The 17601-nt window shown below is 68.3% G+C and carries 17 protein-coding genes; 4 read left to right on the forward strand and 13 right to left on the reverse strand.

Annotation, left to right across the window (positions count from 1 at the left end; genetic code table 11):
* Positions 1 to 51: 51 nt before the first annotated feature.
* From I3V78_RS09285 to I3V78_RS09340, 12 genes are all read right to left on the reverse strand, one after another.
* A complete protein-coding gene (locus I3V78_RS09285; protein ID WP_204486155.1) occupies positions 52 to 729 on the reverse strand; it encodes a cytochrome c oxidase subunit 3 family protein in 678 nt (225 codons plus the stop codon).
* Positions 719 to 2392 carry a cbb3-type cytochrome c oxidase subunit I gene (locus I3V78_RS09290; RefSeq protein WP_204486157.1) on the reverse strand — a complete coding sequence of 558 codons (1674 nt, stop codon included), beginning with the start codon at positions 2390 to 2392 and terminating at the stop codon, positions 719 to 721. Before I3V78_RS09290 ends, I3V78_RS09285 begins: the two co-directional genes overlap by 11 nt.
* A complete protein-coding gene (gene coxB, locus I3V78_RS09295) occupies positions 2376 to 3422 on the reverse strand; it encodes a cytochrome c oxidase subunit II (RefSeq protein ID WP_204486159.1) in 1047 nt (348 codons plus the stop codon). The genes I3V78_RS09290 and coxB overlap by 17 nt, the downstream gene beginning before the upstream one ends.
* Positions 3419 to 4288, reverse strand: coding sequence for an SCO family protein (locus I3V78_RS09300; protein ID WP_204486161.1), 870 nt, complete (start codon positions 4286 to 4288; stop codon positions 3419 to 3421). Before I3V78_RS09300 ends, coxB begins: the two co-directional genes overlap by 4 nt.
* A gap of 27 nt (positions 4289 to 4315) precedes the next feature.
* A complete protein-coding gene (locus I3V78_RS09305) occupies positions 4316 to 4765 on the reverse strand; it encodes a hypothetical protein (protein WP_204486163.1) in 450 nt (149 codons plus the stop codon).
* The gene (locus I3V78_RS09310; protein ID WP_204486165.1) at positions 4762 to 5973 is read right to left on the reverse strand and encodes a hypothetical protein; all 1212 of its coding nucleotides are present in this window, start codon (positions 5971 to 5973) and stop codon (positions 4762 to 4764) included. Before I3V78_RS09310 ends, I3V78_RS09305 begins: the two co-directional genes overlap by 4 nt.
* Positions 5970 to 6539 (reverse strand): c-type cytochrome, encoded by a 570-nt coding sequence (locus tag I3V78_RS09315; protein WP_204486167.1) that lies wholly within the window; start codon positions 6537 to 6539, stop codon positions 5970 to 5972. Before I3V78_RS09315 ends, I3V78_RS09310 begins: the two co-directional genes overlap by 4 nt.
* A complete protein-coding gene (locus tag I3V78_RS09320; RefSeq protein ID WP_204486169.1) occupies positions 6536 to 7090 on the reverse strand; it encodes a DUF3341 domain-containing protein in 555 nt (184 codons plus the stop codon). Before I3V78_RS09320 ends, I3V78_RS09315 begins: the two co-directional genes overlap by 4 nt.
* A 2-nt stretch (positions 7091 to 7092) precedes the next feature.
* The gene (nrfD, locus tag I3V78_RS09325; protein WP_204486172.1) at positions 7093 to 8520 is read right to left on the reverse strand and encodes an NrfD/PsrC family molybdoenzyme membrane anchor subunit; all 1428 of its coding nucleotides are present in this window, start codon (positions 8518 to 8520) and stop codon (positions 7093 to 7095) included.
* 3 nt (positions 8521 to 8523) lie between these two features.
* A complete protein-coding gene (locus I3V78_RS09330) occupies positions 8524 to 11766 on the reverse strand; it encodes a TAT-variant-translocated molybdopterin oxidoreductase (protein ID WP_239576365.1) in 3243 nt (1080 codons plus the stop codon).
* The gene (locus I3V78_RS09335; protein ID WP_204486174.1) at positions 11754 to 12416 is read right to left on the reverse strand and encodes a cytochrome c3 family protein; all 663 of its coding nucleotides are present in this window, start codon (positions 12414 to 12416) and stop codon (positions 11754 to 11756) included. The genes I3V78_RS09330 and I3V78_RS09335 overlap by 13 nt, the downstream gene beginning before the upstream one ends.
* 397 nt (positions 12417 to 12813) lie before the next feature.
* Complete coding sequence (locus tag I3V78_RS09340) at positions 12814 to 13170, reverse strand: HNH endonuclease (protein WP_204486183.1); 357 nt, start codon at positions 13168 to 13170, stop codon at positions 12814 to 12816.
* A 103-nt stretch (positions 13171 to 13273) separates the two neighbouring features.
* On the opposite strand from I3V78_RS09340, the gene I3V78_RS09345 reads away from it, so the two are divergent.
* Positions 13274 to 14077: an SDR family oxidoreductase gene (locus I3V78_RS09345; protein ID WP_204486185.1), complete on the forward strand. Its 804-nt coding sequence runs from the start codon at positions 13274 to 13276 to the stop codon at positions 14075 to 14077.
* Positions 14078 to 14090: 13 nt separating this feature from the next.
* Here the strand turns inward: I3V78_RS09345 and I3V78_RS09350 are convergent, their stop codons facing one another.
* Positions 14091 to 14603: a GreA/GreB family elongation factor gene (locus I3V78_RS09350; protein ID WP_204486187.1), complete on the reverse strand. Its 513-nt coding sequence runs from the start codon at positions 14601 to 14603 to the stop codon at positions 14091 to 14093.
* Between the two features lie 200 nt (positions 14604 to 14803).
* On the opposite strand from I3V78_RS09350, the gene I3V78_RS09355 reads away from it, so the two are divergent.
* The 3 genes from I3V78_RS09355 to I3V78_RS09365 all read left to right on the forward strand — a co-directional run bounded on the left by I3V78_RS09355 (position 14804) and on the right by I3V78_RS09365 (position 17599).
* Positions 14804 to 15460, forward strand: coding sequence for a type 1 glutamine amidotransferase domain-containing protein (locus tag I3V78_RS09355; RefSeq protein WP_204486189.1), 657 nt, complete (start codon positions 14804 to 14806; stop codon positions 15458 to 15460).
* 88 nt (positions 15461 to 15548) lie between these two features.
* Positions 15549 to 17039 (forward strand): anthranilate synthase component I family protein, encoded by a 1491-nt coding sequence (locus I3V78_RS09360; RefSeq protein WP_204486191.1) that lies wholly within the window; start codon positions 15549 to 15551, stop codon positions 17037 to 17039.
* Positions 17036 to 17599, forward strand: a complete 564-nt coding sequence (locus tag I3V78_RS09365) for an anthranilate synthase component II (protein ID WP_204486193.1) — start codon at positions 17036 to 17038, stop codon at positions 17597 to 17599. The genes I3V78_RS09360 and I3V78_RS09365 overlap by 4 nt, the downstream gene beginning before the upstream one ends.
* Positions 17600 to 17601 lie beyond the last annotated feature (2 nt).

Below are 17601 nucleotides of genomic sequence, written 5' to 3' on the forward strand. Positions count from 1 at the left end.
TGATTCCTTGGACGACTCATTCGCGATCGCGGACATGGAGGGTCGGTTCCCTTAGATGAGGTACAGCATGGGGAAGAGGAAGATCCACACCAGGTCCACGAGGTGCCAGTACATGCTGCCCAGCTCGACCGCGGTGTAGTTGCGGCCGCTGAACTCGTTGCGCCAGGCCTTCACCGTGATCCACGCCAGCACGATCATGCCGATGACCACGTGGAAGCCGTGCAGACCCGTCGAGAGGAAGTAGATGGCGTAGTACATCGGCACGCCGGCCACCTGCAACTCGGGGTTGGTATCGAAGAAGTAGGGACCGGGCAGCTGCCCCTCATGGAACTTGTGGGAGTACTCGAAGTACTTGATGACGAGGAAGCCCAGCGCCATGGCGATGGTCAGCACGAACATCACCACCACCATGCGGTTCTTCGCCTCCCGGGCGTAGTGCACCGCCATGGCGGCGGTGAACGAGGAGGTGATGAGCACGATGGTGTTCACGGTGCCCAGGAACAGGTCCAGGTGCCGGCTGGCGGCGGCGAACCCGTCGTGGAACATGAACCGGTAGTTCGCGTAGATGACGAACAGACCGGCGAAGAGCAGGATTTCCGTGGCCAGGAACAGCCACATGCCCAGCCGTGCCGCGTGCTGCTGCACGTCGAGCGACGCGAAGTGCGCGGCCACCTGGGGGACGGGAGGAGTCCCGGCCGGGTAGGCCGGGACGGCGGCGTCAGACTTCATAGGGTTCCTCGGCCTTCTCGGGATCCACGTAGAAGTGGGGCTCCTCGGTGTAGATGGGCTGCGGGCCCACGAAGTTGTGCGTCGGCGGCGGGGACTCGGTCAGCCACTCGTAGCCCTTGCTGTGCCACGGGTTGGAGGCGGCCTTCTCGCCGTACACCAGCGCGTACACCAGGTAGATGGCGGAGATGATGAAGCCGAGCGCCAGCAGCGACGCGCCCGCGGTGGAGGCGACGTTGAGCGTCTGGAAGCGCTCCGGGTACTCGTAGTAGCGCCGCGGCATGCCCGCGTTGCCCAGGAGGAACTGGGGAATGAACGTGGCGTTGAAGCCCAGGATGATGAGCGCCGCGGACACCAGGCCCCATCCCTCGTGGTACATGCGCCCGAACATCTTGGGGAACCAGTAGTGGATGGCCGCCATGAAGGCCATGATGGTCGCGCCCACCATGATGAAGTGGAAGTGCGCCACCACGAAGTAGGTGTCGTGCCAGGGCACGTCCAGCGACGCCGTGGCGAAGGCCACGCCCGTCATGCCGCCGAACACGGTGAAGTAGAGGAAGCCGCAGAAGTAGGCGAAGGGCGTCTTGAAGTCGACCGCGCCCTTGTAGACGGTGCCCACCCAGTTGAAGACCTTGATGGCGGTGAACACGCCCACCAGCATCGTCAGCACCGCGAACACGCCCGCGTTGAACGTGGACTGGCCCGACACGAACATGTGGTGGCCCCAGGCGAAGAAGCCCACGAACGCGATGCCCAGCGACGAGAACGCCACGGCGCGGTAGCCGAAGATGTTCTTGCGGCTGAACGCGGCGACGATCTCGCTCATCACGCCGAAGGAGGGCAGCACCATGATGTACACGGCGGGGTGCGAGTAGAACCAGAACAGGTGCTGGAAGAGCACCGGATCTCCACCGCGCGCCGGATCGAAGATGCCGAAGTGGAAGAGCTGCTCGCCCACCACCAAGAGGAGCACGAGGCCGAGCACCGGCGTCGCCAGCACCTGGATGCACGCCGTGGCGTACATGGCCCACACGAACAGGGGCATCTTGAACCAGGTGATGCCCGGCGCCCGCATGGTGTGCGTGGTGACGATGAAGTTGAGGCCCGTGGCGATGGAGCTGAAGCCGATGATGAACGCGCCGAAGAGGATGGGCGCCACCGTCGTCGTCGTGTGCGTGCTGTAGGGCGTGTAGAACGTCCAGCCCGTGTCCATGCCGCCGTTGATCATGCCCCAGATGGCGATCATCGCCCCGATGAGGAGCAGATAGAGCGACAAGAGGTTGAGGCGCGGGAACGCCACGTCCTTGGCCCCCAGCATCAAGGGCAGCATGAAGTTGCCGAAGGCGCCCGGGATGGCGGGAATCATGAACAGGAAGATCATCACCACGCCGTGCATGGTGAAGGCGCGGTTGTACGTCATCGCGTCGATGATGGTCGGGCCCGGCGTGAGCAGCTCCAGGCGAACCACCAGCGCGTAGGTGCCACCGATGAGGAAGAAGAGCAGGACCCAGATGAGGTACATCACCCCGATGCGCTTGTGGTCGAGCGTCAGCAGCCACGACTTCACCGTGGTGCCATCGACCAGGTAGCTCGGATGGTGCTCGTGATGCTCATCCGGCGCGGGCACGGCGCCCGGCACGGCTTCAGTGCTACTGGATGGGCTCATAAACAGGTCCTTGTGTGGCACCGGTGCGGATGTCCGGGGTGCGCAGGGTCTTGATGTACTCGACGATGGCCGCGGTCTGCGGTCCCGTCAGCTTGCCCTGGAAGGTGGGCATGACATTGGGGAAGCCCGTCACGAGGTGGGCGCCCGGGTCCATCATGGACTGGGTGATGTAGGCCTCGTCCACGCGCAGGCTGGTGCCGTCCTGCATCGTCTCCATGCGGCCGTACATGCCCTGGAACGTGGGCCCGATGTGCGGCTCGCCATTGACGGTGTGGCACTTGAAGCACCCCACCTCGGCCGCCACCTTCTGGCCCTGGGCGGACATGCGCGCCGTCTCCGGCTCGAGCGCCAGGTCCGCCAGCGCGTCCTGGCGGTTCTGCAGGCCGCCCTTGCGCTGCTCCTTCACCCACGCGTCCCACTCCTCGGGGCTGAGCACGACCACCTCGCCCAGCATCTTGGAGTGCGACAGGCCGCAGTATTCGGTGCAGAGGATCTGGTACGTGCCGGGCTTGGTGGCCTCGAACCAGGTCTGCGTGTAGCGGCCCGGCACCGCGTCCATCTTGATGCGGAAGGCCGGCACGAAGAAGGAGTGGAGCACGTCACGCGAGGTGATGAGCAGACGCACCGGGCGGTTGGCCGGCACGTGCAGCACGTTCACCCCGTTGGGGCCCTCCGGGTAGGAGAACTTCCACATCCACTGCTTGCCCATGACGTAGACGTCCATCGAGTCCTTGGGCGGCGTCTGCACGTAGACGAAGTCCCGGAAGCCGATGACGAACCACGCCAGGAAGAACACGAGCGGCAGCGAGACGAAGACGAACTCCGTCTTCACCGACGGAATGACGTACTCCGTCGTCTGGTGGTCCGCCCGGCGCCGGTAGCGGAAGAAGAAGTAGATCGCCGCGGTGCCCGTGACGAACGAGCTCAACATCGTCACCGTGACGACGAAGTAGTGGAGCGAGTCCACCCGTTCCGCGAAGGTCGAGGCCTGCTCCGGGAGGAACAGGAGTTTGTTCAGCAACTCGTTCATGCTGCCGCGCCTTTCTTCAGCTCACGCCTCCAGTAGTACGCGAGCATGCTCGCGAGCGCGCCGAAGATCATGAGCGCGCCAATCCGGAGGAATCCAAAGATGTAGAAGCCGTACCGCCGTGTGGCGGTGTCATACTTGAAGCAGGTCAGGACGATACGATCAAAACTGGTGCCCACCCGGCCGCCCGCCGCTTCCACCAGGGCCAGCTTCATGTCCTGGGGCCTGAACGACGTGCCGTACAGATAGCGCGAGATGGAGCCCTCCGGGGTGATGACATTCACCACCGCGGGATGGACGTACTGCTTGCTCGTCGTGTCGTAGGCGAACTTGAAGCCCACCGAGTCCGCCAGCCGCTGGATGTTGTCCTCGGTGCCGGTGAGGAAGTGCCACGGCGCCGTCTCCGGCAGACCCATGGACTGCAGGTGCTTGCGCCGCCGCTCCAGGCTCTGCGCGGGCGTGTCCTGCGGATCGATGCTGACCGTCACCGCCTCGTAGTCCTCGCCGAGCTTGAGCCCCAGCTCGCGCATGGTGCGGATCTGCTCGTTGATGACGAGGTTACAGAGCAGCGGGCAGTTGTAATACACAAGCGTCAGCAACACCGGCCGGGTGCGCGGCAGCACGTCCCGGAGCGCCACGGGCTTGCCCGAGGAGTCGGTGAACCTGGCCTCGAGGGCGACGAGCTCGCCCAGGTGCTCCAGCACGTCCACGCCCTTGAGCTGCGGGGGCGCGTCGGACTGGGCGTCGATGATGCTCTGGGGGGTCCGCCCGCCGCCGGGAAGGGCAAACGCCGACTGCCCGGCGCCGAGCGCCAGGAGCAGCGCGGCCAACACGGCGCGCGGGTTCATGCAAGAGCGGGGGGAGTACATCGTGCTTCGGCCTCTCTTACCGCGGGGCTACTGCTGGGGGGACGGCGCGGCGGGGGCGCGCGGGGCCGCCTGGTCGCGGATGAACTGATCCATGGCCTGGGAGATGGGCACATGGCTGCGCACGCCCGGCTGGTCACCCGTGCCCTCGTCCAGGGCCTTCTGCTGCGCGGCGATCTTCTCCTCCGCGTGCGTGTCCTGGCTGAAGAGCCGCTGGTTGACGATGCCGATCTCGTAGGCCGTCTTGTAGTCCTTGTCCGGGGTGATCAGCGCCGGGATGGGCGCGGGACCGCCGGGCGCGAACTCCTCGGTGGTGGCGATCTGCAGCCGCCAGGCCCAGATTCCACCCACGATGAAGATGACGAGGGCACCCACACCCACCTGGACGACCTTGCCGGTGAGGATGTGGTCCTCCTCGGCGGAAACGCCGTGCGCGCCATGGATGACGCGCGACTCAATCTCCACCTGGGACTTCTTCATGGCTGCACGTACCTCAGCGACTCCGAGATGTAGGGGTCCTTCACGGGAACCGTATACCGGCCCTTGCTCAACCAGAAGGCGCCCGCCACCGCCGTGCCACCCACGCCCACGAAGGCGGTGAGGAGCGACCAGTGGAAGGACGGAGCCCTGGGGGAGAACGCCGGCCAGATGAGCCAGTACATGTCCACGGCGTGGATGACCAGCAGGTACACGCCCGCGACGGCCATCGCCTGGGGGCGCTGCTTCAGCTTGCGCGATAGCAGCGTGAAGAAAGGCAGGAGGAAGTGTCCCACCAACAACGACAGGGACACCGGCAGCCAGGGGCCCTCGATGCGCAGCTTGTACCAGCCCGCCTCTTCCGGAAGGTTGGCGATCCAGATGAGGAAGAACTGGGAGAAGGCGATGTAGGCCCAGAACGCCGTGAAGGCGAACATGAGCTTGCCGAGGTTGTGGTAGTGCGCGGCGGTGACGAGCGAGCCGTAGCCGTCCTTGTCCTGGGCGTTCACCGTGACGATGGTCACGATGCAGAAGGCGGCCAGGAAGCTGCCGGCGAAGTAGTAGACGCCGAAGATGGTGCTGAACCACAGGGGGGTGAGCGTCATCAGCCAGTCGAAGGCCGCGAACGTCATGGTCAGCGCCAGGAAGGGCAGGGTGCCCGGGGCGAAGCGCCGCTTCTTGGCCGTCAGCTCCAGCTCACCCGTGGTGTCCTGCTGCAGGCTCCAGGAGCGCAGCCGCCAGGACACGAAGATCCACGTGAAGAAGTAGATGGCCTGACGGATGTAGAAGAAGGTCAGGTTGAGGTACGGGTGCTTGTGGTGCAGGTGGTGCAGCTCCACCGGGGTGTACTTCACGCCGTCGGTGCCGGGGAACACCCAGTTCTCGGCGTCCACCCAGGGAAAGAGCTGCTTGACCGTGAGCAGGATGGGGATGATGAGCACGGCGAAGAACACCACGCTGGCGCCCATGGTCTCCATGGTGCGGCGCAGCACGATGATCCACTTGACCTTGGCGGTGTGGAAGATGGCCACCATGATGATGGAGGCCACGCAGATGCCCAGCCAGTAGCAGAAGCCGAACAGGTAGCCGTACGCCGAGGCCTGGGGGTCGAGAAAGAGGCCCGCGAAGGTGGCCAAGAGGCCCAGGACGCCCACGGCGCCCGCGCCCAGCATCACCTTCGAGGGGCCGTCGAAACGGTCCACGGCAATCATCGGTTCTCCTGAGGCACCGGCTGCGTGCCGCCCGCGGTCGCCGAGCGGGCGGTCTGCAGGGCGCGAACGTAGGCCACCACGGCCCAACGCTCCTGGATGTTGAGCTCACCCGCGAACGACGGCATGGCGCCGTAGCCCTCGGTGATGGCGACGTAGAAGTGGCCATCCGGCTTGTTGGCGATCTCGTGCAGCGAGGGCGGCAGGCGCAGCGCCATGTTCTCGGCGACCACGCTGTTGCCGTCGCCGAGCCGGCCGTGGCACTGGGCGCAGACGATGTTGTACTTCTTCTGGCCTTCCTCGAGCAGCGCGCGGTCCACCTTGAGCGAGCGGGGCAGGGCGCTGACGAACTGACCGGCGACGCGGCCCGTGGTCAGGGCCGGGTCACCCACCAGGCGCTCCCGGGGAACCGTGCCCTCGGGCGGGGTGCGCATGGCGCGACCGTCCGCCCAGAACGAGCTCGACTCGTAGTACTCGTACTTGGCCTGCTCCTCCATGCGCTGGAGGAACTCGGACGGGACATTACAAGCGGCCAGGGCGAGCCCGGCCACGGGGATGAGCCGCCTCATTCCTTCTCTCCCGTCACAACCGTCACCTGGGTGGCGCCCAGCGACTTGAGCTGCTCCATGATGGTGTCCGACTGCACGCTCACGGTCTTGGGCACGCTCAGCCAGTAGCCGTGCGTGGTGGCCGTGCGGAACGCGTCGTGCTCGTACACCGGGTGGTAGGGCTGCGGCAGCCGGCTGAGGCCCAGCAGACCAAAGAAGATGCCGAACGCCGCGAACAGCACGGTGAGCTCGAACGTGATGGGCACGTACGCCGGCAGGCTGTACTGGGGACGGCCACCCACGTTGATGGGGTAGTCGTAGCCGTTCATGTAGGCCATCATCGAGATGGCCGTCACCATGCCGGTGAGCGCGCCGATGAGCGCGATGAAGGGCACGCGCGAGGGCGGCAGGCCCAGGGCCTCCGAGCCGCCGTGCAGCGGGTAGGGGGAATAGGTGTCCATCCCCTCGTAGCCGTACTTCTCCCGCATCTGGCGCGTGGCATCCACCAGCGCCTCGGGGGTGGCGAACTCGGCGAGGAACCAGCTGTCCAGGACCTTGGTGTCAGCGGACATGGTCAGTGCGCTCCGTGAGTGTCATGGCCGTGCGCGGCGTGGTGCGCGGCGTGCTTGAGCTCGAGCTGCAGCTCCTTCACCTCGCTGATGGCCACCGCGGGCACGAACTTGAGGAACAAGAGGAAGAGCGTGCTGAAGAGGCCCAGCGTGCCGATGTAGAGGCACCAGTCCACCCAGGTGGGGCTGTACAGGTCCCACGAGGAGGGCAGGAAGTCCTGCGTCAGCGACGTCACGATGATGATGAAGCGCTCGCACCACATGCCGATGTTCACCACGATGGAGGCCACCCACATGATGGGGATGCTCGTGCGGCACTTGCGGAACCAGAAGATGTTCGGGGTGATGACGTTGCAGGCGATCATCAGCCAGTACACCTGCCAGTACGGGCCCCGGGCGCGGTTCACGTAGAAGGTCCAGATCTCGTACTCGCTGCCCGAGTACCACGCGATGAAGTGCTCCATCATGTACCCGTAGGACACGATGAGGCCCGTCGCGAGGATGACCTTGTTCATGTTCTCCAGGTGGCGGTCGGTGATGACGTCCCGGAGGTTGAGGTACTTGCGCGCGGGGACGATGAGCGTGATCACCATCGCGAAGCCGCTGAACACGGCGCCGGCGACGAAGTAGGGCGGGAAGATCGTGGCGTGCCAGCCGGGGATGAGGCCCGTGGCGAAGTCGAAGGACACGATCGTGTGCACGCTGAGCACCAGCGGCGTGGAGAGGCCCGCGAGCAGCAGGTAGCCAATCTTGTAGTTGTGCCAGTGGCGGCCCGAGCCGCGCCAGCCGAGCGAGAACAGGCCGTAGATGGTGCGCTGGAGCTTGGTGGGCGAGGAGTCACGCAGCGCCGCCAGGTCCGGGATGAGGCCCACGTACCAGAAGAGCAGCGACACGGTGAAGTACGTGGACACGGCGAACACGTCCCAGTCCAGCGGAGAGCGGAACTGGGGCCAGGCGCCGAGCGTGCTCGGGTAGGGCAAGAGCCAGAAGGCGAACCAGGGACGCCCCGTGTGCAAGAGGGGGAACTGGCCCGCGCAGATGACCGCGAAGATGGTCATCGCCTCGGCGAAGCGGTTGATGCTCGTGCGCCACTTCTGCTGGAAGAGCAGGAGGATGGCGGAGATGAGGGTACCGGCGTGGCCGATACCGACCCACCACACGAAGTTGACGATGTCGAACGCCCAGCCGTTGGGCTGGTTGTTGCCCCACACGCCGATGCCGCGCGCGAGGGTCATCGTCACGGCGACCAGGAACATGCCCAGGCCGACCAGGGCGATTCCGAACAGCAGGAACCAGCCCTTGCCCGGCTTGCGCCAGACGTGGTCGAGCAGCGTCTCGTTGAGCGTGGCGTCGTCGTGGTGCGGCGCGACGAGCGCCCGCGGCTCCAGCGGATCGACGCCCGGGGGGAAGTGGGAGGTGGCTGTCTCGGCCATGGCTCAGTGGCCTCCTTCGTGCTCCGCGGCGTGCGCGGCGGACGCGAGGGCGGGATTGGGGTTGCGAAGACGGATGAGGTGGGCGGTGCGCGGCGCGGTGCCCAGCTCCTTGAGGAGCTTGTAGGCGCGCTCGTCCTGGTGGTGCTTGCTGACCGTGGAGTTCGGGTCGCTCAGCGTGCCGAAGACGATGGCCTCGGTGGGGCACGTCTGCTGGCAGGCCGTCTGCAGCTCCTTCTCGAAGATGGAGCGCTTCTCCACGCGGGCCTTGATGCGCACGCGCTCGATGCGCTGCACGCAGTAGGTGCACTTCTCCATGACGCCGCGGTTACGCACCGTGACGTCCGGGTTCATCATCATCTTCTGCGTGGGCGTCTTGTCCGCGGTGTAGTGCAGGTAGTTGAAGCGGCGGACCTTGTACGGGCAGTTGTTCGAGCAGTAGCGCGTGCCGACGCAGCGGTTGTACACCATGTCGTTGAGGCCCTCGTCCGAGTGGACGGTGGCGTTCACGGGGCACACGTACTCGCAGGGCGCCTTCTCGCAGTGCACGCAGGCGATGGGCTGCATGATCATTTCGGGATCATTCAGCTCATGGCCGGAGAAGTAGCGGTCGATGCGCAGCCACTGCATCTCGCGGCTGCGGGCCACCTGCTCCTTGCCCACCACGGGAATGTTGTTCTCCGACTGGCAGGCCACCACGCACGCGGCGCAGCCCGTGCAGCGCGCCAGGTCGATGGCCATGGCCCACTTGTAGCCCTGGCCGCCGCGGTCCCCGTGACTCGTGGTCACGTCCTGGACCTCGGGCATCAGGTTGACCTGCTCGCCCTTGACGCGCGCGAAGATGGGGCTCGCCTTGTTCTTGTCCTTCTCGAGCTCGGCGCGGAACTGCTCCACCGACATGTCGAGGGCGATGGGACGGCCCTCGGTGCGCCAGTGCTGCTGGGTGAGCGAGAACTTGTGGGTGGCCGACTTCTTCTCGAGCCTGGCGCCGCCGTCGAACCAGGGCGCGTTGATGCTGCGCACCCGGTTGGCGTTGAAGCCCACTTCCTTGGCCACCGTCTCGAACACGCCCGTGCGGCCGTAGCCCAGCGGGAGCACCACGACGTTGTCGGCCGTGCCGGGGATGATCCACACGGGCACGTCCAGCGAGCGGCCGCCGTAGGTGAGCGTCGCCACGTCGCCGGGCTGCAGGTTCAGCGCGCGCGCGGTGGTGGGGCTCAGGTAGGCGGCGTTGTCCCACGTCATCTTCGAGATGGGATCCGGCAGCTCCTGCAGCCAGGACATGTTGGCGAACTGGCCGTCGTAGACCTTGTAGTCGGCGACGAAGTTCACCTCGAGGCCCTCGGCGGCCGGCGCCTGGTAGGCGTTCACCAGGGCGCTGGCGCCCGCGGCGTTGAGGGTGTTGGAGGTGAGGCGGGCCGAGGCGCTGTTGGGCACGATGCCCACGGACACCCACGTCTCCCACGGCGTCTCGAAGTCCTCGGCGGCGGCCGAGCGGCCCCGCCAGAAGTCCCGGAGGATCTGGTAGCTGCCGCGGTAGGGCTCACCGAGGAACAGCGCGAGCAGCTCCGTGGTGGGCACGCCGTTGAAGATGGGCTGCACGAGCGGCTGCACGATGGAGACCGTGCCGTCGTGCGAGCGGCCATCACCCCAGGCCTCCAGCTCGTGCGCGGCCGGGATGAACCAGTCGGCGTACGCGCTCGTCTCGTCCTCGAACAGCGAGGTGTAGATGACGGTGAGCTTGGCGCGGTTGGGGTTCTTCGCCGGGTCGAGCGCCTCCTGGAGGCCCAGGTCCGCGGGCGCGCGGTACACGGGGTTCCAGGCGGTGATGACGAGCACGTCCACGGCGCCCGCGTTGAGCTCCTCCACGAGGGGGCGCAGGCTGGCGTCGCTGGTGGTCTCGTTGGTGACGCTGGCGACGTAGCTGACCGTGTTGCCCTCGTTGCCGAGCGCCGCGTTGATGGCGGCGGCCAGCGCGTGCACCGCGGCGGGCTGACGCTCACCGGCGAGCACCAGCGAGCGGCCCGTGTGGGCGCTCAGGTCGGCGGCGACGGCGTCCACCCACTTCTGGTGGTGCTCGTTGAGCTTCGCCTTCTGGCCGGCGGCGGCGCCGAGGCTCGCGGCCGGGCCCCCCACGCGCGCGGCGAGCGCGGCGGCGATGGCGATGATCTCCTGGGAGCGCGCGCGCAGGCGGTGGTCCGCCATGCCACCGGTGATGGTGTAGCGCGGCTCGGCCACGTAGAGGCGGTTGAGCTCGCCCTCGGCCGGGTCACGCCGACGCGCGAAGGCGCGGGCGTAGGCGAGGTTGGCCGGACGGCTCTCGAGGAAGTCCGCGTCCAGCGAGACGACCACGTCCGCCTTGGCGAAGTCGTACAGCGGGTGGGCCGCCTGGCCGAACACCGCGCGCAGACCCTCGCTGGCCGCGTCCTGGCTCACCGAGGTGTAGGCCTGGAAGCGGGCGTTGGGCAGCCGCTCCCGCATGCGCGTGTGCAGGTGCTCCTGCACGGGCGAGGTGTTGGGCTCGGTGAGGAAGCGGATGCGACCGCCGCCGTTGGCCTGCACGGAGCGCGCGAGCGTGTTGCCGAGCTCCTCGCCGAACGTGCGCAGGGAGCGGGGCTCCTTGCGGTAGCGCACCACGCGGGCGCGCTGCGGATCGTACAGCGACATCAGGAAGGCCTGCTCGAACACACCGGCGGCGCCCAGATTCACCGGGTGCTGCGGGTTGCCCTCGACCTTGATGGGCCGACCCTCGCGCGCGGTGATGAGCACGCCGGAGGTGTGGCCACCGAACGTCATGCCCGACGCGTACGTCAGCGGGTTGCCGGGGACGAGCTCCGGCGGCGTGCGGGTGTAGGGCACCATGCGCTCGTCCACCGGACGGGTGGAGCAGGCGGTGGCGCCGGCCATGGCGAGCGACGCGCCGAGCAGCTGCATGAACTGGCGGCGGGCCACGCCCGTGGGCGGCAGGTCCGCGCCCTGGGGGAACTCGGGACGGGTCTCCTCGAGGTACTCGGACTGGCCGAGCTTCTCCTCGAGGCTGCGCCAGTACGTCTTGCCGTAGGCGCCCTCGGTGGTGGAGGTGTGGGCGCTCTGCGAGGCCGCGTGCTCGAGCGCGTCACCGACCACGTCGTGCGCATGCTCGTGAGCGTGCGCCGCCGCGGGGGCCGCGTCCGTGACAACCGGCAGGGCGAAGGAAGCGGGGGTGTCCTTCATGGGGGCTCCGTCGAGCGTGGGCTTCAGCGGTGGCATGTGGAGCAGCTCGTGCGCGAGTGAACGTCGTTCTCGGTGTACAGCTTGTCCGCGAGCGCCTTGGCCTCGGCCGGATCCTTCGGGGGCGTCCAGGTCAGGCTGGTGATGAACTCCTGCGGACGCAGGTTCGGCGCGGGGTTGCGGTGGCAGTCCAGGCACCACTGCATGGTGAGCGGAGCCACCTGCTCGATGGCGCCCATCTCGTCCACGCGCCCGTGGCACGTGACGCAACCGACGCCCTTGGCCACGTGGATGGCGTGGTTGAAGTAGACGAAGTCCGGCAGGTTGTGGATGCGCACCCACGGGATCGCCCGATCCGTGAAGTAGGCCTCCCGCACCACCGACAGGTACGGGCTCTTGTTCCACACCTGCGCGTGGCAGGACATGCAGACCGTGGTGGAAGGAATGCCCGCCGACGGCGACTTCTCGACGGAGAAGTGGCAGTAGCGACAGTCGATCTGCTCGTCACCCGCGTGATGCCGGTGGTCGAACTCGATGGGCTGTTCGATCGGACGGTGCTGGTTGGTGACGAACGGAGACCGTACGTACGCCATCAGACCGCCAAGCGCGATCGCGGGGAGGGCAAGGAGGGCCGCGGCCGAAGCGCGCGACGCCGTGTTCGTCCATCGTGGGAAGAGAGGACCGCTCATACCAGGACCGGGGGGCTAGTCAGTGGACCCCTCCGGACGTCGCCACCGGGAGGACGGGGCGCTGGGACCGGAGAGAAGCACGGGGAGACTGGAACAAGAAGCGCATTGGCGTTGCTAAGGCAGCGAGGACTCCCACCTTCATGGGAGTTTCGCGGAGACACCCGACCCCAACCCTCGAAAGAGATGGCGTGGGCGGGGTCGATCCTCCTCGTCCCTTCCCAACGCGGCGCGTGACCATCGGGCATCATTATCAGGCTGTCAACCTTTCTGTGTTCCGCTCTACAGGGTGCGCGGCGCGCGGGATACCACGACCCAGGACTCCTGGCGCGATCAGAAAGCAGAGCCGATGACGATCTCTTCTGGAATATGGAAGGGGGGTTGAAAGCCCCGGGTGGCCCTAGGGTTCCTCGGGCTCACGCCAGCGCTCCCGGCGCCTCGCGAGCAGCCGATCCACCAGCTCGCGCACCCGCGGATCCCGCTGGAAGTGGCGGTCGTGCCGGCTGCCCTTGCCCTGGTTGCAGCGCGCGCACGCCAGGCCCAGGTTGCCCAGGTCGTCCGAGCCCCCGTGCACCTGCGGCACGATGTGCTCGATGGTGGCGCGGCTGACGGGCTCGCCGTCCAGGCCGATGACCAGATGGGCGTTGCAGTGCAGGCACTTGCCGAGCCAGACCTCGCGGCCCCGGTGCTCGGTCCGTTCGAAGGTGGCGTCGGTGGCCACGATGCCGAGGACCCGGCGGCGTTTGGCGGCGCTCATCCCTTCTCTTCCTAGGACCCGCGCGGGCCGCGCGCCACCGGGCCTGGAGTCGGGCGGGAGCGGCTGGCTCCCCTTCGGCCGCCCGGAATGCGAGCATGGCCCCATGACGGAACAGACAGTGGTCATCACGGGGGCGTCCTCGGGCATCGGCGAGGAGCTGGCGGTGGCGCTCGCCGCGCGGGGCGCCCGGCTGGTGCTGGCGGCGCGGGACGCCACGGCGCTGGAGCGGGTGCGCGAGCGGTGTGAGCGGGCGGGGGGCCGCGCGCTCGTGGTCCCCACCGACGTGAGCGACCCCGAGGCCTGTCGCCGCCTGGTGGAGCGGGCCGTGGAGGCCTTCGGGGGCATCGACGTCCTGGTGAACAACGCGGGCGTCGTCATGCGGGGGCGCTTCGAGCAGGTGACCGACCTGTCCGTCTTCGAGCGGCTCATGCGGGTCAACTACCTGGGCTCCGTCTACTGCACCCACCACGCCCTGCCGCACCTCAAGGCCCGCCGGGGGCTGCTCGTGGCCGTCTCCTCCCTCACGGGCAAGTCGGGTGTCCCCGGCCGCAGCGGCTATTCCGCCACCAAACACGCCATGCAGGGCTTCTTCGACTCGCTGCGCATCGAGCTGCTCGGCAGCGGCGTGGACGTGTTCGTCGTCTGCCCCGGCTTCGTCGCCACCCCCATCCGCTCCCGCGCCTACGGCCCCGATGGCTCGGTGGGCCACGAGGACATCGCCGAGGAGCAGGGCAAGCGCATCATGGACGCCGCCACCTGCGCGGCCCTCATCCTCCGGGGCATGGACCGGCGCGAGCGCGAGCTGGTGATGGTGCCCGCCCCCCGGCTGCTGATGGCCCTGCGCGCGCTCCTGCCCGGGCTGGCGGACCGCATCGCCTCACGAATGATGAAGCCCCAACGGCCTTGAGCCGCCGGGGACCTCAGCTCGTCGGCGGGTGATAGGTGACCTGGGTGACCGTGTACTCGATGGCCCCTCGGGGGCGCTCGACGCGGACGGACTCCCCTTCCTCCCGACCCAGCAGGGCCCGCGCCAGCGGCGACTCGACACTCAGCCGCCCCTCCTTCACCTCGGCCTCGTCCGGCCCCACGATGCGGTAGGACGTCTCCTCGCCCGCCTCGTCCTCCAGTCGCACCCAGGCGCCGAAGAAGACGTGCCGCTCGTCCGGGACCTCCGTCACCACCTGGACCTCCTCCAGGGTGGCCGCGACCTGCCGCGCCCGGTGGGCCCGCTGCCGGGCCGCCCCCTCACCCAAGCGGGCCTGGGTTTCCTTCTGCTCCTGGCTCAGGGGGGCCGTCAGCGCCGCCAGCTCCTCTTGCAAGGCGCGGTAGCCCTCGGCGGTGATGTAGCGCTTGTCTCCCGAGGCCGAGCGGGGACGCGGAGGCGGCAGGATGTCCTCCCCTCCCGCGTCCTCCTTGGTGAAGGCCTTCGACATGGTGCTCCCTCGCCCGTGGGGGCCACGTGAACCCCTCTATTATAAGGATGCGGACCCCCGGGCGGCCCTTCCCCGGACGCCTGTCCGAAGCCGGGGGGCCCTCGTCTTCCCGCTCCCTCCTCGGTCCGGCGGGCCGCGCCTGCCGGGACGGGGGAGGACACCATCTTCATCCCCAAGACCACGACTTCAGGAGGTGGCGCATGGCGAGGAAGACGCTGAAGGGCATCCGGGTGGGCGTGCTGGCGGCGGACGGCTTCGAGCAGGTGGAGCTCACGATTCCCGTGAAGGCCCTGCGCAAGCGGGGCGCGCAGGTGGACATCGTCTCCCTGCACAAGGGGAAGATCCGCGGCATCAACTTCATGTGGCCCGGCAAGAAGGTCGCCGTGGACGAGACCGTGGACCGGGTCCGGCCCAAGGACTTCGACGCCATCCTCATCCCCGGCGGCTTCCAGAACCCGGACGCGCTCCGGCAGAGCGATGCCGTGCTCGACTTCGTGCGGGAGATCGACCGGCTCCAGCGCCCCATCGCCACCCTGTGCCATGGGCCCTGGGTGCTCGTGTCCGCGGGGCTGGTGAGCGGGCGCAAGCTGTCGGCCTGGCCGGGCATCAAGGACGACCTGCGCAACGCCGGCGCGGAATGGGTGGACGAGTCCGGCGTCCGCGACGAGCGCTGGTTCTCCAGCCGCGGCCCCCACGACATGCGCCACTTCATCAAGGGCATGGTGCAGCTCTTCGCCGAGCACGCCCCGCGCAACCACCCCGTGCCCGAGAGCCGCACGCACTGGGGCCGCTGGGCCCTGGCGGCCGTGATGGGCCTGGTGGCCATCCGGCCCCTGCGCACCGCCCTCGCGCGCTGACGCCTCTGGCGCCCGATGGGTTGGAGTTGCCGCCGGTGCTTCGAAAAGAGGATAACACCGGAAATCCAACCCATCGCGAGGCACGCAGATGAACGCTCAGGAGCGCAAGGCGGCCTACCGCCAGCGCGCGGAGAAGGGGGAGGCGGTCCCCGTCTCGGTGGTGCTCCCCGCCGACCTCGACACGCCCTTGTCTGCCTACCTCAAGCTCGGAGGGGCGGGGGGCTTCATCCTCGAGTCCTGCCACGGTGGCGAGCGCTTCGGTCGCTACAGCCACGTGGGTCCTGCGCCCGCGGGCCGCCTGCGGCTCGATGCCCGCGGGGGCACGCTCTGGCGGGGCCGGGAGTCGCGGCGCCTGGAGGGCAAACCCCTGGACGTGCTGCGCGCGGTGTGGCGCGAGAACGCCGTGGCCATGCTGCCCGGAGAGCCCCCATTCATGGGCGGGCTCGTGGGCTACCTCGGCTACAACTGCATGTCCTGGTTCGAGCGCCACGTGCCCGACCGGCACCCCACCGACACGTCCTTCCCGGACTCCGAGTGGCTGCTGTGTGATGACTTCGTCACCCTCGACTCGCGCACCCAGACGCTCCACGCCACCGCCATCGCCCGGCCCGCGCTGCACGGTGGCGTCGAGGCGGCGCTCAAGGACGCCCAGGCGCGCGCCGAGGGGCTCGCGCAGCGGCTGCTCCGGCCCATCTCCGCCGAGGCCTACGCGCCCGAGCCCGTCGCCACCACGCCCCTGGACGTGAAGGTCGCCTGGGACCGCGCCGGCTACGAGGCCGCCGTGGAGCGCGTGAAGGAGTACATCCGCGCCGGCGACTGCATGCAGGTGGTGCTCGCCCGCCGCTTCGAGGCCCGTGGCGCCCCGCCGCCCCTGTCGCTCTACCGCGCCCTGCGCCGCATCAACCCCTCGCCCTACCTCTTCCACCTGGACATGGGCGAGTCGCGCGCGCTCGTGGGCGGCTCGCCGGAGCTGCTCGTGCAGGTGCGCGACGGGGACGTGGTGGTGCGGCCCATCGCCGGCACCCGCCGCCGCGGCGCCTCCGAGGCCGAGGACCAGGCACTGGAGAAGGAGCTGCTCGCGGACGAGAAGGAGCGCGCCGAGCACATGATGCTCGTGGACCTGGGCCGCAACGACGTGGGCCGCGTGGCCGCGCCGGGCTCGGTGCGCGTCGAGGATCTGATGGTCATCGAGCGCTACAGCCACGTGATGCACATCGTCTCGCAGGTGCGCGGCCAGCTCGACGCGAAGTACGACGCCCTGGACGCGCTCGCCTGGACGTTCCCCGCGGGCACCGTCTCCGGCGCACCGAAGATTCGCGCCATGCAGATCATCGACGAGCTGGAGCCCATGCGCCGCGGCCCCTACGCGGGCGCCGTGGGCTACCTGTCCTTCTGTGGCGCGCTGGACCTGGCCATCGCCCTGCGCACCTTCTACATCGATGGCGAGCGCACCATGTGGCAGGCGGGCGCGGGGCTCGTGGCGGACTCCGTGCCGTCCAAGGAAGCCGATGAGACCGAGGCCAAGGCGCGCGTGCTCGCCACGGCCCTCCAGCAGGCGCACCAGGGAGGCGTGCGATGATCCTCGTCATCGACAACTACGACTCGTTCACCTTCAACCTCGTGCAACTGCTCTACTCCCTGGGCGCCGAGGTGAAGGTGGTGCGCAACGACGAGATCGACGCCGCAGGCGTGGCCGCCTCGGGCGCCTCGCACCTGGTGGTGTCCCCGGGGCCGTGCACCCCCAACGAGGCCGGCGTGAGCATGGCCGCCATCCGCTCCGCGAAGGTGCCGGTGCTCGGCGTGTGCCTGGGCCACCAGTCCATCGGCGCGGTGTTCGGCGGCCAGGTGGTGCGCGCCCCCGAGCCCGTGCACGGCAAGACGGTGACCGTGCGCCACGAGAGCCAGAGCCTCTTCGTCGGCATGCCCGTGGGCTTCCAGGCCGCGCGCTACCACTCGCTCGTGGTGGACGCCGCGACGCTCCCGCGCGAACTGGAGGCCACGGCCTGGTCCCCCGACGGCCTCATCATGGGCCTGCGCCACCGCACCCTTCCGGTGGTGGGCGTGCAGTTCCACCCGGAGAGTGTCCTCACGCCCGAGGGGCCCAAGCTGGTGCGCAACTTCCTCGACGGGCGGCTGTAGGC

Source organism: Archangium primigenium (assembly GCF_016904885.1).
GTDB classification, from domain to species: Bacteria; Myxococcota; Myxococcia; order Myxococcales; family Myxococcaceae; genus Cystobacter; species Cystobacter primigenius.

What these genes read in the sequence shown, in the direction of transcription:
- I3V78_RS09285 (WP_204486155.1), bottom strand. Translation starts at nt 729, where the DNA reads ATGAAGTCTGACGCCGCCGTCCCGGCCTACCCGGCCGGGACTCCTCCC.
- I3V78_RS09290 (WP_204486157.1), bottom strand. Translation starts at nt 2,392, where the DNA reads ATGAGCCCATCCAGTAGCACTGAAGCCGTGCCGGGCGCCGTGCCCGCG.
- coxB (WP_204486159.1), bottom strand. Translation starts at nt 3,422, where the DNA reads ATGAACGAGTTGCTGAACAAACTCCTGTTCCTCCCGGAGCAGGCCTCG.
- I3V78_RS09300 (WP_204486161.1), bottom strand. Translation starts at nt 4,288, where the DNA reads ATGTACTCCCCCCGCTCTTGCATGAACCCGCGCGCCGTGTTGGCCGCG.
- I3V78_RS09305 (WP_204486163.1), bottom strand. Translation starts at nt 4,765, where the DNA reads ATGAAGAAGTCCCAGGTGGAGATTGAGTCGCGCGTCATCCATGGCGCG.
- I3V78_RS09310 (WP_204486165.1), bottom strand. Translation starts at nt 5,973, where the DNA reads ATGATTGCCGTGGACCGTTTCGACGGCCCCTCGAAGGTGATGCTGGGC.
- I3V78_RS09315 (WP_204486167.1), bottom strand. Translation starts at nt 6,539, where the DNA reads ATGAGGCGGCTCATCCCCGTGGCCGGGCTCGCCCTGGCCGCTTGTAAT.
- I3V78_RS09320 (WP_204486169.1), bottom strand. Translation starts at nt 7,090, where the DNA reads ATGTCCGCTGACACCAAGGTCCTGGACAGCTGGTTCCTCGCCGAGTTC.
- nrfD (WP_204486172.1), bottom strand. Translation starts at nt 8,520, where the DNA reads ATGGCCGAGACAGCCACCTCCCACTTCCCCCCGGGCGTCGATCCGCTG.
- I3V78_RS09330 (WP_239576365.1), bottom strand. Translation starts at nt 11,766, where the DNA reads ATGCCACCGCTGAAGCCCACGCTCGACGGAGCCCCCATGAAGGACACC.
- I3V78_RS09335 (WP_204486174.1), bottom strand. Translation starts at nt 12,416, where the DNA reads ATGAGCGGTCCTCTCTTCCCACGATGGACGAACACGGCGTCGCGCGCT.
- I3V78_RS09340 (WP_204486183.1), bottom strand. Translation starts at nt 13,170, where the DNA reads ATGAGCGCCGCCAAACGCCGCCGGGTCCTCGGCATCGTGGCCACCGAC.
- I3V78_RS09345 (WP_204486185.1), top strand. Translation starts at nt 13,274, where the DNA reads ATGACGGAACAGACAGTGGTCATCACGGGGGCGTCCTCGGGCATCGGC.
- I3V78_RS09350 (WP_204486187.1), bottom strand. Translation starts at nt 14,603, where the DNA reads ATGTCGAAGGCCTTCACCAAGGAGGACGCGGGAGGGGAGGACATCCTG.
- I3V78_RS09355 (WP_204486189.1), top strand. Translation starts at nt 14,804, where the DNA reads ATGGCGAGGAAGACGCTGAAGGGCATCCGGGTGGGCGTGCTGGCGGCG.
- I3V78_RS09360 (WP_204486191.1), top strand. Translation starts at nt 15,549, where the DNA reads ATGAACGCTCAGGAGCGCAAGGCGGCCTACCGCCAGCGCGCGGAGAAG.
- I3V78_RS09365 (WP_204486193.1), top strand. Translation starts at nt 17,036, where the DNA reads ATGATCCTCGTCATCGACAACTACGACTCGTTCACCTTCAACCTCGTG.